A 15,136-nucleotide genomic window follows, 5' to 3' on the forward strand; every position below is an offset into this window, starting at 1 on the left:
GAGGCGGCGGACCCGGCGCCGGTGTGGTTTATGCTCGGATTTTTTTCATTTCGGGGTCGACGAGGGGTTCGGCGACGATGGTGGCGGGGATGCGGGTGCCGAAGTAGTCGATCTCGACGGTGCTGCCGGTGCCGGCGGTGGCGGGTAGCCAGGCGTAGGCGATGGGGGCGCCGACGGTGTGGCCGTAGGCGGCGCTGGTGACGTAGCCGGCGGGTTGGCCGTCGAGGTAGACGGGTTCGTGGCCCAGCACCACCGAGGTGCGGTCGTCGATCATCAGGCAGGCGAGGCGCCGCGTGACGGTGTCGTCGGACACACCGTCGAGTGCGTCGCGGCCGACGAAGTCGCCCTTCTGGGGGCGGACGGCGAACCCGAGTCCGGCCTCGTAGGGGTTGTGTTCGGTGGTCATGTCGGTGCCCCAGGAGCGGTAGCCCTTCTCCATCCGGAGGCTGTTGAACGCGGCCCGGCCGGCGGCGATGATCTCGTACTGCTGTCCCTCCGCCCAGAGCACGTCCCAGAGGCGTTGGCCGTTGTCGGCGGTGGTGTAGAGCTCCCAGCCGAGTTCGCCGACGTAGGACAGGCGCATCGCGGTGACCGGGATGCCGCCGATCCGGACCTGCTTGGAGCGGAAGTATTTGAAGTTCTCGTTGGAGAAGTCGTCGCGGCTGATGGCCTGGACCAGGTCGCGGGCGCGGGGCCCCCACAGGCCGATGCAGCAGGTGCCACCGGTGATGTCGCGGATCTGGACGGTGCCGTCGGTGGGGGCGTGGCGGCGCAGGTAGTCGAGGTCGAGGTTGCTGTTGGCGCCGATCTGGAAGACGGTGTCGGCCAGGCGGGCGACGGTGAGGTCGCTGCGGATGCCGCCGGCGGTGTCGAGGGCGAGGGTGTAGGTGACCGCGCCGACGGTTTTGTCCATCTTGCCGGTGGTCAGCGGTTCGAGCAGGGCCAGGGCGCCGGGCCCGGAGACCTCGAGCCGTTTGAGGGGGGTCATGTCGTACATCGCCACCGACGTGCGGGTCTTCCAGGCCTCGGCGGCGGCGATGGGGGAGTGGAACATCGCGGCCCACGGTTCGCGGGCCGGCGGCTGCCACTGGGCAGGAAGCTGGTCGAGCAGGTGCGCGTTGGCCTCGTACCAGTGCGGGCGTTCCCAGCCGGCGCCCTCGAGGAAGACGGCGCCGAGTTCGCTCTGGCGGGCGTGGAACGGGCTGACCCGGATGCCACGGGGGGATTGCTTCGGTTGCAGGGGGTGCATGACGTCGTAGATTTCGACGAAGTTCTGCTGGGAGGTTTCGCTGACGTAGTCGGGGTCGAGTTGGATGTCCTCGAACCGGTGCACGTCGCAGCCGTGCAGTTCGACCTCGGAGCGGCCGTCGACGAGCAGTTGCGCGACGGCGCGGGCGACGCCGGCGGAGTGGGTGACCCACACGGCCTCGGCGATCCAGAATCCGGTGATGTCGGGGGATTCGCCGATCAGCGGGCCGCCGTCGGGGGTGAAGGAGAACACCCCGTTGAAGCCGTGCTCGATCTTCGCGGTCTCGAGGCAGGGCAGCAGCAGCTTGGACTGCTCCCACGACGGTGCGAAGTCCTCTTCGGTGAACGCCAGCATCGAGGGCATGGCGGAGTCGGAGATGTCGGCGCTGTCGGTCAACTCGCGGGTGTTCACCGGCATCGGGCGGTGCGCGTAGCTGCCGATGCCGAGGCGGTCGACGTGCTCGCGGAAGTAGAGGTCCTGGTCCTGGTGCCGCAGGATCGGGAAGCCGGCCTCGGCGAGGGTGGTGTTGCGGCCGACGAGTTCGGGGATCTGGTCGGTGGTGGCGTACTGGTGCGCCAGCGGCAGGAGGGGGACGTCCATGCCGACGAGTTCGCCGAGTTCGGGGCCCCAGAATCCGGCGCAGGAGACGACGATGTCGGCGGGGATCACGCCGTGGTTGGTGGTGACGCCGGTGACCTTGCCGCCGGCGTGCTCGATGCCGATCACCTTCGTCGAACCCTGGAACACGGCACCGCGGGCCTCGGCGCGGCGGGCCAGGGCGACGACGACGCGGGCGGCCTTGGCGAGGCCGTCGGTTTCCACGTAGAGGCCGCCGAGGACCCGCTTCTGGTCGAGGAGGGGGTGCAGCTTCGCGCACTCGGCCGGGTCGAGGACGCTGCCGTCGATGCCCCAGGAGGTGGCCCAGCCCTGCTTGCGGTGCAGGTCCGCCAACCGTTCCTCGGTGGTGGCGATCTCGAGGCCGCCGAGCTGGTTGAAGCACCACTGGCCGTCGACGTCGAGGCTGAGGAACTTCTCGACGGTGTAGCGGGCGAGTTCGGTCATCGTCTTCGAGGCGTTCGTCTGGAACACCAGCCCCGGCGCGTGGGAGGTGGAGCCGCCGGTCAGTGGCAGCGGCCCCTGGTCGAGGACGGTGATCTTGTCCCAGCCACGAGCGGTGAGCTCGTCGGCCAGGTTCGCACCGACGATGCCGGCTCCGATGATCACGACGCGCGGTGAAGTCATGACGGTTCTCCTGATTGGGTGGGTGCTGCGGGAAGTCGACGGGTTGACGCTGCGGGCGCGCAATATCGCGACGGGGTCGGTAATTGATATATCAACATATTGGGCTCGGGAATGTCGGAGAGTCGATCACGTGACGTGAATTTCCGGCGCGGAGGCCTGCCACGCCATGGGACGAAGTCGCCTATCCTGAGAATTGCGATGAATGAATTGGACGATAACTCGAATGGGGATCGGAACCGTCCTGCCGGCGCCGTGCAGTCGGTGGACCGTGCGCTGGCAGTGCTCGAAATCCTCGCCAGGCTCGGCACCGCGGGCGTCACGGAGATCGCCGACGAATTGGGAGTTCACAAGTCGACGGCGTCGCGACTTGTCGCCGTTCTCGATTCGCGCGGATATGTGTCGCAATTGAAGAATCGGGGAAAATTCCGGCTCGGGAATTCTCTGGTCCGCCTCGCCCGCACCGCATCCCCGGACGGTGACCTGGTGCGACAAAGTCAGGAATTGTGCGCCGAACTCGCGGAAACGGTCGGTGAGAGTGTCAATATCTCGATTCTCGACGGTGACCGTTCCGTGAGCGTCGTCAAAGCGGACGGGCCGTCCGGAGTCGGAACCAACACGTGGGTGGGGCAGAGCAGCCCCGCCCACGCGACGTCGAGCGGGAAGCTGTTGCTGAGCGAACTGTCCGACGCCGAGATCGCCGACAGTGTCGGGGGCAGTCTCATCGCCCTGACCCCGCGCACGATCACCCACCTGGCGACGCTGTCCGAGTCGATCGCCACCATCCTCGACCGCGGCTGGGCTCAGTCCGAGGAGGAGCTCGAGGTCGGCATGAACGCCGTGTCCGTGCCGATCCGTGACTACACGGCGAGAGTGATTGCTGCGCTGAGTGTTTCCGGTCCCGCATACCGGCTGTTGCCGGAGCGTTTCGACGAGGTCGCCCGGGCGGCGCTCGATACCGCCCAGCGGATCAGCAGCCGGCTGGGCTACGCCGCGCCGTAGCGTCGCTCGAGTCGTCACCGTCGGATCCCGCCTCAGGCTCGCGACTTCGCGAGTTGCTTCTTGTACCGCGTGAACAACCGGGGATTGTTCATCGCGAAGACCCCGACGGTGTCGCCGTTCCGGTCGTACGTGGCCACGAACGAGCCCGTCCCGGGATCGCCGTCCACGAACCGGACTTCGTCGGTCGCGTTCCGGGTGCCCGCGAACTGCAGCATCTTGCCGTACTGGTGCGACCAGAAGTAGGGGATCGCCGCGGGGCCGGGTGTCGACGCGAGGATCGTGTCGGCGACCGCGCCCGCCTGCGCGACGGCGTTGCTCCAGTGCTCGCTGCGGTGATGCGACTGGTGGGTCTCGTCGAACGACTGTGCGCAGTCGCCGATCGCGTAGACACCGGGAACGTTGGTCCGGCACTGGGCGTCCGTGACGAACCCGTCGTCGACGAGCAGTTCGGAGTCGCCCGCCCACTCGACATTCGGCACCGCGCCGATCCCGACCACCACGGTGTCGGCGGGCAGGATCGTGCCGTCGCGGAGTTGGACGCCGGTGACGGTGTCGTCTCCGAGAAGCCGCTCGACGACCGCGCCGGTCAGGAGCCGCACCCCGTTCACCGCATGCTGTCCGGCGCAGATCGCGCCGAGTTCGATGCCGAGTGGTCCGGCAAGAGGTGTTGGCGACGCCTCGACGACGGTCACGTCGAGTCCCATCCCGACAGCGCTGGAGGCGACCTCCGCACCGATGAAACCGGCGCCGACGACTACGAGATTCTCGGTGCGACAAAGTGATTCACGTAACGACAGGGCGTCTTCGACGGAGCGTAGCGTGTGGACGCCCGCGAGGCCGGTGTGGCCGGGCAGGGTGCGGGCACGGGCGCCCGTTGCGACGACGACAGCGTCGGCGTCGAGGTAGGAATCGTCGCCGAAGATCACCCGGTGACGTCCGTCGGGGGCACGCAGGAGCCCGGTCGCCGTCCGGTTGCGGTGCCATGCGACGTCGAGGCCGTCGTCGTCGGTGGTCATCAGTGACAGGTCGGCGTCCGAGAGTGCGCCGGTCAGGTACTCCTTCGACAGCGGTGGCCGGTCGTAGGGCAGGCTCGACTCGCTGCCCGCCACCGTGAGGGCACCTGCGTAGCCCTTCTCACGCAGGGCGCGCACGACGGAGAGACCGGCGAGCGACGCGCCGAGGACGATGACGGATTCGGGGATCGTGTTCATCAGTGCTCTCCGTTCGCCACGTGGAGTACGACGGTGCCGTCGACGACCGAGACTGCGTGGGTGCGCACCGGGATCTTGGCGGGCGGACCGGACGGCACACCGGTGCGCAGGTCGAAGCAGGCCTCGTGGAGCGGGCACTCGACGGTGCAGCCCTCGACCCAGCCGTCGGCGAGCGACGCGTCCTGGTGGGTGCAGGTGTCGTCGATGGCGTACAGGCCGTCTTCGGTGTGGAAGACGGAGATCGGGGTCATGCCGGGCGGGGTGACGGTGGCGACTTCGCCGACCGGGAGCGCGATGAACTCGCACACCGGAACCGTGATGCCGGTGTCGACTGCAGCTGGGGAATCGCTATCGAGAATCACTCGATACCTCCGAAGTGTTGGGGAGGAAGGACAAGAGTGGAAGTGCAGTTGTTGCGCTATACGCGACGACTTGCGAGGCGTGCAACACAATGCTCCAGGCTGCCTCCCCGTGGTGTCAAGCGTTCGCGTGTAAAAACTGCGTACCGGATCGGTGGAGGCATAACCTCGGGGCATGACCGATTCGGAGGCCCAGGGGACCGAAGCGCGAGGAAAGACGGTGCACGCGGTCGAACGCGCCATCGACGTGCTCGAGATCGTCGCGTCCGAGAGGCGCATCGGTGTCTCGGAGATCGCCCTGCGCCTCGGCGTGCACAAGTCGACGGTCTCCCGGCTGATCACATCCCTGCAGCAGCGGGGTTTCGTGGAGGAAGCCGGCGTGCGCGGCAAGTACCAGCTGGGATTCGCCGTCGTCCGGCTCGCCGAGGCGACCGTGGCGCAGAGCGGGCTCGTCGAGATCGCGCAGCCGGAATGCGATCGGCTGGCCGACGCCTTCGGGGAGACCGTCAACCTGGCCGTCCTCGACGGGGCCGGCACGATCAACGTGCTCGAATCGCGCAGCGACCGGCGCGTCGCCCTGCGATCGTGGGTGGGTCAGGTGAGTCCCGCGCACGCCACCGCAACCGGAAAAGTGCTGGTCTCCGAGCTGACGCGCGGCCAGCTGCAGAGCCGGCTGGGACCGGATCTTCCCGCACTCACCCCCAACACCATCACGGACCTCCACGCGCTCGGCGTCGAACTCGCGCGGGTGCGGTCGCGCGGGTGGGCGTCCACGGCGGAGGAACTGGAAGCGGGGCTGCACTCGGTGGCGGTGCCCGTGCGCAGTCAGGTGACGAAGCGGATCGTGGCGTCCATCTGCGTGTCGGGCCCCGAGTACCGGCTCGCCAGGGACCGCTTCGAGGCTGTCGCCCTCGAGCTCGCGGGCGCCGTCGCGCGCATCGAGGCCCAGCAGTCGGACGGCGAGGCATCGTAGCAGCGTAGACGCCATCTGTGGGGCGGTGCCCGAGGGCGGTCGCGGACGCCTTCGTGGCCCGTCGACGGCCGGAAATCGATCGGACAATTCGGGCGCCGCGGCACCGGCCTCATCCTTCCGTCTCCGGAAGGCCTTCTCTCCCAACGCGGAACGTTCTACCCGTCGGTAATTCGGGCATTTCGTTAATGCCGTGTTTCGGGGGCGTCACGCCCACGAAAGAACTCCCGAATGTGATGTTTGACACTCCCATCTGCGACAGTCTAAGTTGTGTAAATCGCTTAGCGTTGCCGATGACGCAACAAGCCCGGGATCGCGACGGCCCTGCGGAGAGCAGTCTCCGCAGCCGACCGGATCCATGCGCGTCGTTTCGCCGGGCGGATCCGCGCCCCCACACGCCCACAGATTCCAGGTCACAGCCCCGACCGAACGCATCTTTCCCGTAACGAAAGAACGGTGACATCTATGTCCGCTCCGGACGTCCAAGCCCCCGCGCCCGCCCCGGCACTGATCCCCACTCTGGGGGGTCGCTACTACACCGACCCCGACATTTTCGTGAGCGAGCAGGAGAACGTCTTCGAGGCGATGTGGTTCTGCGCCGCCCGCACCGCTGATCTCGCCGATGCCGGCGCCTTCAAGAAGGTCACCGTCGGCCGGGAGAGCGTCCTCGTCGTCCGCGGCCGGGACGGCGCCCTCCGGGCGTTCCTCAACATCTGCCGGCACCGCGGCGCCATGCTCTGCACGGAGGACGAAGGCCAGGTTCGGCGGAACCTGCAGTGCCCGTACCACGCGTGGACGTACGGACTCGACGGCAAACTGGTCGCCGCGCCGAACATGGCCGCGCTGCGCGACGAGACCGGAGCCGACATCGACCGGGTGCGGTACGGGCTGGTGCCGGTCGCGCTGCGCGAGTGGCTCGGTTACGCCTGGGTGTGCCTCGCGGACGAACCGCCGTCGTTCGAGGACGAGGTCATCGGTTCCGTCACCGAACGGCTCGGCGATCCGGCCGCCATCGACCGGTACGAGATCGGAACCCTGGAACTCGGCCGACGGATCACCTACGACGTCGCGGCCAACTGGAAGCTGATCATCGAGAACTTCATGGAGTGCTACCACTGCGCCACCATTCACCCGGAACTCACCGAGGTGCTTCCGGAGTTCGCGGACGGCCTTGCCGCACAGTACTTCGTGGGGCACGGTGCCGCCTTCGGCGATGAAGTCGAGGGCTTCACCATCGACGGAAGCGGCGGATTCGAGGCGTTGTCCGGCATCAGCGACGACCAGGACCGCAAGTACTACGCCATCACCGTGCGGCCGCAGGTCTTCGTGAACCTCGTGCCCGACCACGTCATCTTCCACCGCATGTACCCCATGTCCGCGGACCGCACCATCGTGGAATGCGACTGGCTGTACGCGCCGGACGTCACGGCGTCGGGACGCGACGTCTCCCGCTCGGTCGAATTGTTCCACCGGGTCAACCAGCAGGACTTCGATGCGTGCGAGCGGACGCAGCCGACGATGTCGTCGAAGGCTTACCGCGACGGGGGTGTGCTGGTGCCCGCGGAGCATCACATCGGCGAATTCCACGACTGGTTACTGACCCGGCTGGGTGGGGACGCGAAATGACGTACGCCGGCGAGCAACCGAGGGTGATCGACCCTCCCGAAGTGCAGGCGCCGGAACCGGAGCGCGCGACACCCGCCCACGCCGCGCCGCGGGGCGGTGTCGACAAGGTGGTGTTCGGCGCCGCGGCGGGAGTCGGGGTGGGCATCATCCTGTGGGGCCTGCTGGCGCCGGAGAATCTCGCGCTCGTCTCGAACGCGGCCCTCGGGTGGCTCGTCGCCGACATGGGGTGGTTGTTCATCACCGCGGCCACCGGGTTCGTCCTCTTCTCGCTGTTCCTGGCGTTTTCCCGGTACGGCCGGATTCCGCTCGGCAAGGACGGCGAGAAGCCGGAGTTCCGGACGGTCAGCTGGATCGCGATGATGTTCAGCGCCGGCATGGGGATCGGGCTGATGTTCTACGGCGTCGCCGAACCCCTCGCGCACATGGTGAGCCCGCCTCCCGGGACCGACGGCAGCGCCGGGTCGGCGATGGCCACGACGATGTATCACTGGGGACTGCACCCGTGGGCGATCTACGCGGTCGTCGGATTGTCGATCGCCTACGGCTCCTATCGGCGGGGCCGCAAGCAACTCATCAGCTCTGCGTTCGTCCCGCTCCTCGGCCGTCGCGCCGAGGGGGCGGCGGGCAAGGTGATCGACGTGCTCGCGATCATCGCGACGATGTTCGGCACCGCCGCGTCGCTCGGCCTCGGTGCCCTCCAGATCGGGTCCGGGCTCGAGATCATCGGCTGGATGGGCGAGGTCGGCACATTCGCCCTGGTGGCCCTCGTCGGGTTGCTGACGTTCGCGTTCGTTGCCTCGGCGGTGTCCGGTGTGGCCCGCGGAATCCACTGGTTGTCCAACATCAACATGGTGCTGGCCATCGTGCTGGCCGTCTTCGTGTTCGTCCTCGGCCCCACGGTGCTGATCCTCAATCTGCTGCCCACCACCATCGCCGACTACAGCGCGCAACTCGCGACGATGTCGGGTCGCACCGCCGCGAGTGCCGGCGACGACACCGCGTCGTGGCTGTCGTCGTGGACGATCTTCTACTGGGCGTGGTGGGTGTCGTGGACCCCGTTCGTCGGCATGTTCCTGGCCCGGATCAGCCGCGGCCGCACCATCCGGCAGTTCGTCGTCGGTGTGATCGTCATTCCCACCTCGGTCAGCCTCGTGTGGTTCGCGGTGTTCGGAGGTTCCGCCATCGGGGTGCAACGTGACGGCACCGATGTGGCGTCCCAGTCGTCGACCGAGGGACAGTTGTTCGGAATGCTCGACCACCTGCCGCTCGCCGGTGTCTCCACCGTCCTGGTCATGGTGCTGGTGGCATTGTTCTTCGTCTCCGGAGCCGACGCGGCATCGCTCGTGATGGGCACCCTGTCGGAGCGGGGGACCCGGCACCCGAGCAAACGGATCGTCGTGTTCTGGGGCACGCTCACCGGCGGCACCGCGGCGCTCATCCTCTGGACCGGAGGCACGGACGCCCTTCAGGGGCTGCAGACGATGACGATCATCGCGGCCGCGCCGTTCCTGCTGGTGATGATCGGACTGTGCGTCTCGCTGTACCGGGACGTCTCCCGTGATCCGCTCATCGTCGGCCCAACGAAAGAATCTGAACACGAAAGGGTTTCGGACACACTATGAAGATGTCGGCACTATCTGCTGATCTCGACGTCCAGAAATTGTTCGGCACGGTGAATTTCATCGCGGGGGAGTGGGTGGCTGCGACATCGGGGCGCACCCGCGACTGCATCGACCCGGCAACCGGCAACGTGATCGCCACCGTCGACGAGGCGTCGCCCGAAGACGCCGGGCGAGCAGTGCAGGCGGCCCGGGCGGCCTTCGATGCCGGGGACTGGCCGGAGACGCCGGTCGCCACGCGATCGTCGCTGCTGTCGCGTATCGCCGATCTCCTCGAGCGCGACAAGGAGGAACTGGCGCGCATCGAGACGGTCGACACCGGTAAGACGTTGGTGGAGAGCCGAATCGACATCGACGACGTCGTCTCCGTGTTCCGGTACTACGCCAGGCTGGCCCTCGTCTCGAGCGACCGCGTCGTCGACGTGGGTGACCCCGCCGTCGTCTCCCGCGTCGTCCGCGAACCGATCGGGGTGTGCGTCCTCATCGCACCGTGGAACTACCCGCTGCTGCAGATCTCCTGGAAGGTGGCACCGGCGTTGGCGGCCGGCTGCACGATGGTGCTCAAACCCAGCGAAGTCACGCCGCTGAGCACGATCGCGTTCACTCGGCTGATCGAGGAGGCCGGTGTGCCCGCCGGGGTGGTCAACCTCGTGCAGGGCAGCGGCGCCGACCTCGGCCCCGCCCTCACCGACACCGGCGACGTGGACTTCATCTCGTTCACGGGCGGACTCGCCACCGGTACCACCATCCTGGAGACGGCCGCGAAGCACGTCACGAAGGTCGCCGTGGAACTCGGCGGGAAGAATCCGCACCTCGTCTTCGCGGACGCCGACTGGGAGTCGTCGGTAGACCAGGTGCTCACCGGAGTCTTCCTGCATTCGGGTCAGGTGTGCTCGGCCGGGACGCGCCTGATCGTCGAGGAGTCGATCGCCGACGAGTTCGTCGCCGCGCTCGTCTCGCGCGCCGAGGCCATCCGCGTCGGCCCGGGACTCGACCCGGCCAGCGAGACCGGACCGCTCGTGTCGGCGGCGCAGCGCGACAAGATCGAAGCCTATGTGGCACTGGGTATCGCCGAGGGAGCGACGCTCCGGACGGGCGGCTCCCGGCCCGCCGATCCCGCGCTGGACGGCGGCAGCTATTACCTGCCCACCATCTTCGACCACTGCGACCGCACGATGCGGATCGTGCAGGAGGAAACGTTCGGGCCCATCCTCACCGTCGAGCGATTCACCACCGAGGAGGACGCGGTCCGACTCGGCAACGACACCGAGTACGGCCTCGCCGCTGGGGTCCGGACGTCGGACGCCGCCCGCGGCGAGCGGGTGGTGCGCCGTCTGCGCCACGGAACGGTGTGGCTCAACGACTTCGGCTACTACACGGCGGCGGCGGAGTGGGGCGGATTCAAGAAGTCCGGCAACGGACGCGAACTCGGGCCCGCCGGGCTCTCCGAATACCAGGAAGTCAAACACATCTGGAACAACACGACCTCACCTCACGCGGGGTGGTTTACCGCGACCTGACGTGCACTCGGCAGGGCCCGCGAGCAGACCCCATCGACTTCTCAGGAAGTGATCGAATGACCAGACCCGACAACACGACCGGCGATCAGGACAGTGGACTCGAAGATTTCGGATACAAGGAGTCCCTGGATCGCAGTATCGGCAAGTTCGCGAGCTTTGCCGCGGGCGTCAGCTACATTTCCATCCTGACCGGCACTTTCCAATTGTTCTACTTCGGTTTCGGCACTGCAGGCCCCGCATATTTGTGGTCGTGGCCGCTGGTGTTCCTCGGCCAGCTCTCGGTGGCACTGTGCTTCATGGAGCTGGCCGCCAAGTATCCGATCGCCGGTTCCGTGTACAACTGGGCGAAAACGCTCGGCAGCAGAGTGGTGGGGTGGTCGGCCGGCTGGCTGATGCTCACCGCGTCGATCGTCACTCTGTCGGCCGTTGTGCTGGCGCTGCAGCTCAATCTGCCTCGGCTGTGGAGCGGCTTCCAGATCGTCGGCGACGGTACGGGGGAACACGACTTCGCCACCAACGCCGTCATTCTCGGGACCGTGATGATCGGCTTCACCACCGTCGTCAACGCGCTCGGTGTCCGTCTGATGGCGATGATCAACAGCGCCGGGGTGTTCATCGAACTCATTGCCGCGGTGCTGATCGCGATCATCCTCGCCGCCAACGCGACCCGCGGCCCGCAGGTGTTCTTCTCCACCCACGGCTACGGCGCCGGTGAAAGTGGAGGCTATCTCGGTGCGTTCCTGGTGGCCACTCTCGCGTCGGGATACGTGATGTACGGCTTCGATACCGCGAGCTCGCTGGGCGAGGAGACGGTGGAACCCCGCCGCACCGCCCCCAAGGCGATCCTCCGTGCGATCCTCGCCTCGTTCGTGATCGGCGGCGCGATCCTCGTCTTCGCCGTGATGGCGGCGCCCGACCTGGACGATCCGAAGATCGGCGCGTCCGACGGCAGCCTGCAGTACATCGTGGAGCAGGTGATGTGGGGCCCGCTGGGAACCATCTTCCTGATCTGCATCGTGATCGCCGTGACGGTGTGCTCGCTGGCGGTGCACACCGCCGCCATCCGGCTGACCTTCGCCATGGCCCGCGACAACGCACTTCCGTTCGGGGAGCGGCTCGCCCGCGTTCACCCGAAGACGCGGACACCCGTCGTGCCCGCGGTGACGATCGGAGTGGTGGCCGCGCTGATCCTGGTGGTCAACATCGGTCAACCGCACATCTTCACCGTGTTGACCTCGATCGCGATCATCATGATCTACCTCGCCTACCTGATGGTGACCGGCCCGATGCTGAAGCGGAGGCTGCGCGGCCAGTGGCCGCCGCGGGACCTGAAGGAGGGCGGCTACTTCACGATGGGCAGATGGGGTCTGCCCGTCAACATCGTCGCCGTGGTGTGGGGAATCGGCATGGCCGTCAATCTCGCCTGGCCGCGTGAAGCCGTCTACGGGGAGCCTTGGTACAACACGTGGGGCGCCTTCGTCTACATCGGCGTCATCCTCGGGCTCGGACTGCTGTGGTACCTCACCACCGGCCGGCACCACATCGGTACCTTGACGTCACACTCCGCGGCCGCCGCACCGGCCGCACCGCAATCCGAACCGATCGACAAGGAGCTTGCTCGATGACCGAAAGTGAACTGCGGAGCACTGCACTGGAATTCGACTACGTGATCGCGGGTGGCGGCAGTGCGGGGTGCGTCCTCGCGGCCCGCCTGAGCGAGGACCCGTCGGTGACGGTGTGCCTGCTGGAGGCGGGACCGTCGGACGTCGGGGACCGGGCCATCCTCGAGCTGTCGCAGTGGATGCACCTGCTCGACTCCGGGTACGACTGGGACTACCCGGTCGAGCCGCAGGAGCGGGGCAACAGTTTCATGCGGCACGCCAGGGCCAAGGTCCTCGGCGGGTGCTCGTCGCACAATTCGTGTATCGCGTTCTGGCCACCGGCCGAGGTGCTCGACGACTGGGAGGCGATGGGTGCGTCGGGGTGGGGTGCACGCGACATCCTGCCGTACGTCGGCCGGCTGGAGAACAACGACGCCCCCGGTGATGGCCACGGCCGCAGCGGTCCGGTGCGGTTGCGTGACGTCCCACCGAACGATCCGTGCGGCCACGCGGTTCTCGACGCTGCCGCCGCGGTCGGTCTGCCGACCGTCGCGTTCAACCGCGGCGGAACGGTGCTGAACGGGGCCGGCTGGTTCCAGATCAACGCGTCCGAGGACGGCACCCGGATGTCGTCGTCGCACGCCTACCTGCACCCGATCCTCGGCACCCGCCCCAACCTCGAGGTCCGGACCGGCTGCTGGGTCAGCGAGATCCTGTTCGACGAACAGCAGACGGCGACGGGCGTGCGTTACCAGCGCCCCGACCTCACCGGGTACGACACGGTGTCGGCGCGCCGCGAGGTGATCGTCACCGCCGGGGCCATCGACACCCCGAAACTGCTGATGCTCTCGGGTATCGGTCCGGCAGAGCATCTCGCGGAGTTCGGAATTCCCGTCCGCGTCGATTCGCCCGGTGTCGGGGCCAACCTCGACGACCACGTGGAGGGTCTGGTGTTCTGGGAGGCGTCCCGGCCGATGGTCACCGAGTCGACGCAGTGGTGGGAGATCGGCCTGTTCGCCACCACCGAGGAGGGGCTGAACCATCCTGACCTGATGATGCACTACGGCAGCGTGCCGTTCGACATGAACACCCTCCGCTGGGGCTACCCCACCACGGACAACGGTTTCTGCCTGACACCGAACGTCACTCAGGGCCGCTCCCGGGGCACGGTGCGGCTGCGCTCGCGCGACTTCCGCGACCGCGCGAAGGTCGATCCCCGGTACTTCACCGACAGCGACGGTCACGACGACCGGGTGATGCTGTCCGGGGTGAAGCTGGCCCGCACGATCGCCGAGCAGAAGGCGCTGCGCGGGTGGATCGCCCGTGAACTGGCGCCGGGACCGGATGCGGTGACCGACGACGAGATCCTCGACTACATCCACAAGACCCACAACACGGTGTATCACCCGGCGGGCACGGCCCGGATGGGCGGTGTCGACGATCCGATGGCGGTGCTCGATCCGGAACTGCGGGTCAAGGGGGTGCGGGGTCTTCGGGTGGTCGATGCGTCGGCGATGCCGAAACTGCCGCACGTCAACCCGAACATCACGGTCATGACGATGGCCGAGCGCTGCGCGGACCTGCTGCGCGGCCGTGCCGGGGCAGGGCTGCGGTCGGCGGTGTCTACGCTGTCCGAGGTCTGATCCGGGCATCGATCGCCCCGGTGATCCTTCGCCAGATCTCGCTCGCGGGATCGATGACGGCGAAGTGATCGCCGGGGCCCTCGATCAGGGTGACGTCGTCGGGAGTCCCCGCTGCGGTCGCGTGGTATTCCCTGCTCATCTCCAGCAGATCCGGTTCGTCGCCCAGGCCGCACGCGACGAGTTGCGGGACGCCGAGCGGCAGCCGATGGAGCGGTGACGACCGCTCGTACGCCGCCCGGTCTTCGGCCCAGTGGCCGCCGACGGCGTTCGCCACCGCGCCCTCGCCGAGTCGGCGTTCGTCGGCGAGTCGCAGATTCAGCACCCCGGCGAGGCTGACCGCCAGCGCCGGACACACCGCCGCCTCCTCGGCCGCGGCATCGGCGGCGGCGCGCAGGGCGAGTTGCCCGCCGGCCGAGTGGCCGAGGACCACCACGCGTCCCACATCAACCTCCGGGACGGTCCCGGCGGCTTGCAATGCGGCGGCGACGTCGGACGTCATCGCGGCCCACCGGTCCTCGGCGGGGCGCCGGTACTCGACGTTCCACGTCACGTACCCGCGGGCCGTCAGGTCCACCGCCAGACCGTCCATCAGGTCGAACTCCCAACGGGGACGCCAATATCCGCCGTGGATCAGCACGGCGACGGGGAAGGGTCCGGTGCCGTCCGGGACCCGCAGTTCGGCGCGCTGATCGGGGTCGTCGCCGTAGTGGACGATCGTCCCGGGGTGGAAGCGGTGGTGGTACCAGCTGTCGACCGCGAATCGGAGTCCGTCGAGTCCGCGCCCGCGGATGTGGGCCCGGATGCCGTCGGAGCGGTCCGGCTCGCAATCCCCGAAATCGACGCGGATCGCGCCGCAGGCCGGTGCGGTGAAGGATGCCCCGGCGCCGGGCACGACAACGAACTCGCCCCGGCCCGCCGCCGTCCGCACGGCGCGCTGCAGATCCGCGGAATCCGCGGCGAACGTCGCCTCGCCGGTGAGGCCGCGCGCATCGAGCGCCCGGCCGAGGAGTTCCGCGGCGGTTCCCCTGTGCGCGACGGTCCCGGGTGCGAAGACGACGTCGAGTCGGCGAGCGGATTCGGTCACCGGGTCACCGTAC

Annotated in this window: 11 protein-coding genes; 7 read left to right on the top strand and 4 right to left on the bottom strand. The window is 67.9% G+C overall.

Features of this window, described 5'->3' with window-relative positions:
• Window positions 1–28: 28 nt before the first annotated feature.
• A complete protein-coding gene (locus tag BLV94_RS38125) occupies window positions 29–2,491 on the bottom strand; it encodes a GcvT family protein (protein ID WP_074933914.1) in 2,463 nt (820 codons plus the stop codon).
• Between the two features lie 198 nt (window positions 2,492–2,689).
• On the opposite strand from BLV94_RS38125, the gene BLV94_RS38130 reads away from it, so the two are divergent.
• A complete protein-coding gene (locus tag BLV94_RS38130; protein WP_072943993.1) occupies window positions 2,690–3,490 on the top strand; it encodes an IclR family transcriptional regulator in 801 nt (266 codons plus the stop codon).
• A 32-nt stretch (window positions 3,491–3,522) separates the two neighbouring features.
• Here the strand turns inward: BLV94_RS38130 and BLV94_RS38135 are convergent, their stop codons facing one another.
• Complete coding sequence (locus BLV94_RS38135) at window positions 3,523–4,701, bottom strand: NAD(P)/FAD-dependent oxidoreductase (protein WP_072943995.1); 1,179 nt, start codon at window positions 4,699–4,701, stop codon at window positions 3,523–3,525.
• A complete protein-coding gene (locus BLV94_RS38140) occupies window positions 4,701–5,063 on the bottom strand; it encodes a bifunctional 3-phenylpropionate/cinnamic acid dioxygenase ferredoxin subunit (RefSeq protein WP_072943997.1) in 363 nt (120 codons plus the stop codon). Before BLV94_RS38140 ends, BLV94_RS38135 begins: the two co-directional genes overlap by 1 nt.
• Window positions 5,064–5,235: 172 nt before the next feature.
• Between BLV94_RS38140 and BLV94_RS38145 the strand changes: the two genes are divergently transcribed.
• The 6 genes from BLV94_RS38145 to BLV94_RS38170 all read left to right on the top strand — a co-directional run bounded on the left by BLV94_RS38145 (window position 5,236) and on the right by BLV94_RS38170 (window position 14,039).
• Window positions 5,236–6,033: an IclR family transcriptional regulator gene (locus BLV94_RS38145; RefSeq protein ID WP_072943999.1), complete on the top strand. Its 798-nt coding sequence runs from the start codon at window positions 5,236–5,238 to the stop codon at window positions 6,031–6,033.
• A 462-nt stretch (window positions 6,034–6,495) separates the two neighbouring features.
• On the top strand, window positions 6,496–7,656 hold the full coding sequence (locus BLV94_RS38150) for an aromatic ring-hydroxylating oxygenase subunit alpha (RefSeq protein ID WP_072944001.1): 1,161 nt from the start codon (window positions 6,496–6,498) through the stop codon (window positions 7,654–7,656).
• Window positions 7,653–9,278 carry a BCCT family transporter gene (locus tag BLV94_RS38155; protein WP_083395800.1) on the top strand — a complete coding sequence of 542 codons (1,626 nt, stop codon included), beginning with the start codon at window positions 7,653–7,655 and terminating at the stop codon, window positions 9,276–9,278. The genes BLV94_RS38150 and BLV94_RS38155 overlap by 4 nt, the downstream gene beginning before the upstream one ends.
• Window positions 9,275–10,795 carry an aldehyde dehydrogenase family protein gene (locus BLV94_RS38160; RefSeq protein WP_083395801.1) on the top strand — a complete coding sequence of 507 codons (1,521 nt, stop codon included), beginning with the start codon at window positions 9,275–9,277 and terminating at the stop codon, window positions 10,793–10,795. The genes BLV94_RS38155 and BLV94_RS38160 overlap by 4 nt, the downstream gene beginning before the upstream one ends.
• Before the next feature lie 56 nt (window positions 10,796–10,851).
• Window positions 10,852–12,420, top strand: coding sequence for an APC family permease (locus tag BLV94_RS38165; protein ID WP_072944002.1), 1,569 nt, complete (start codon window positions 10,852–10,854; stop codon window positions 12,418–12,420).
• Window positions 12,417–14,039 carry a GMC family oxidoreductase gene (locus tag BLV94_RS38170; protein WP_072944004.1) on the top strand — a complete coding sequence of 541 codons (1,623 nt, stop codon included), beginning with the start codon at window positions 12,417–12,419 and terminating at the stop codon, window positions 14,037–14,039. Before BLV94_RS38165 ends, BLV94_RS38170 begins: the two co-directional genes overlap by 4 nt.
• On the opposite strand, the gene BLV94_RS38175 is transcribed toward BLV94_RS38170, so the two are convergent.
• Window positions 14,020–15,123 carry an alpha/beta hydrolase family protein gene (locus BLV94_RS38175; RefSeq protein WP_072944006.1) on the bottom strand — a complete coding sequence of 368 codons (1,104 nt, stop codon included), beginning with the start codon at window positions 15,121–15,123 and terminating at the stop codon, window positions 14,020–14,022. The genes BLV94_RS38170 and BLV94_RS38175 overlap by 20 nt on opposite strands.
• Window positions 15,124–15,136 lie beyond the last annotated feature (13 nt).

This window comes from Rhodococcus koreensis, from assembly GCF_900105905.1.
GTDB classification, from domain to species: Bacteria; Actinomycetota; Actinomycetes; order Mycobacteriales; family Mycobacteriaceae; genus Rhodococcus_F; species Rhodococcus_F koreensis.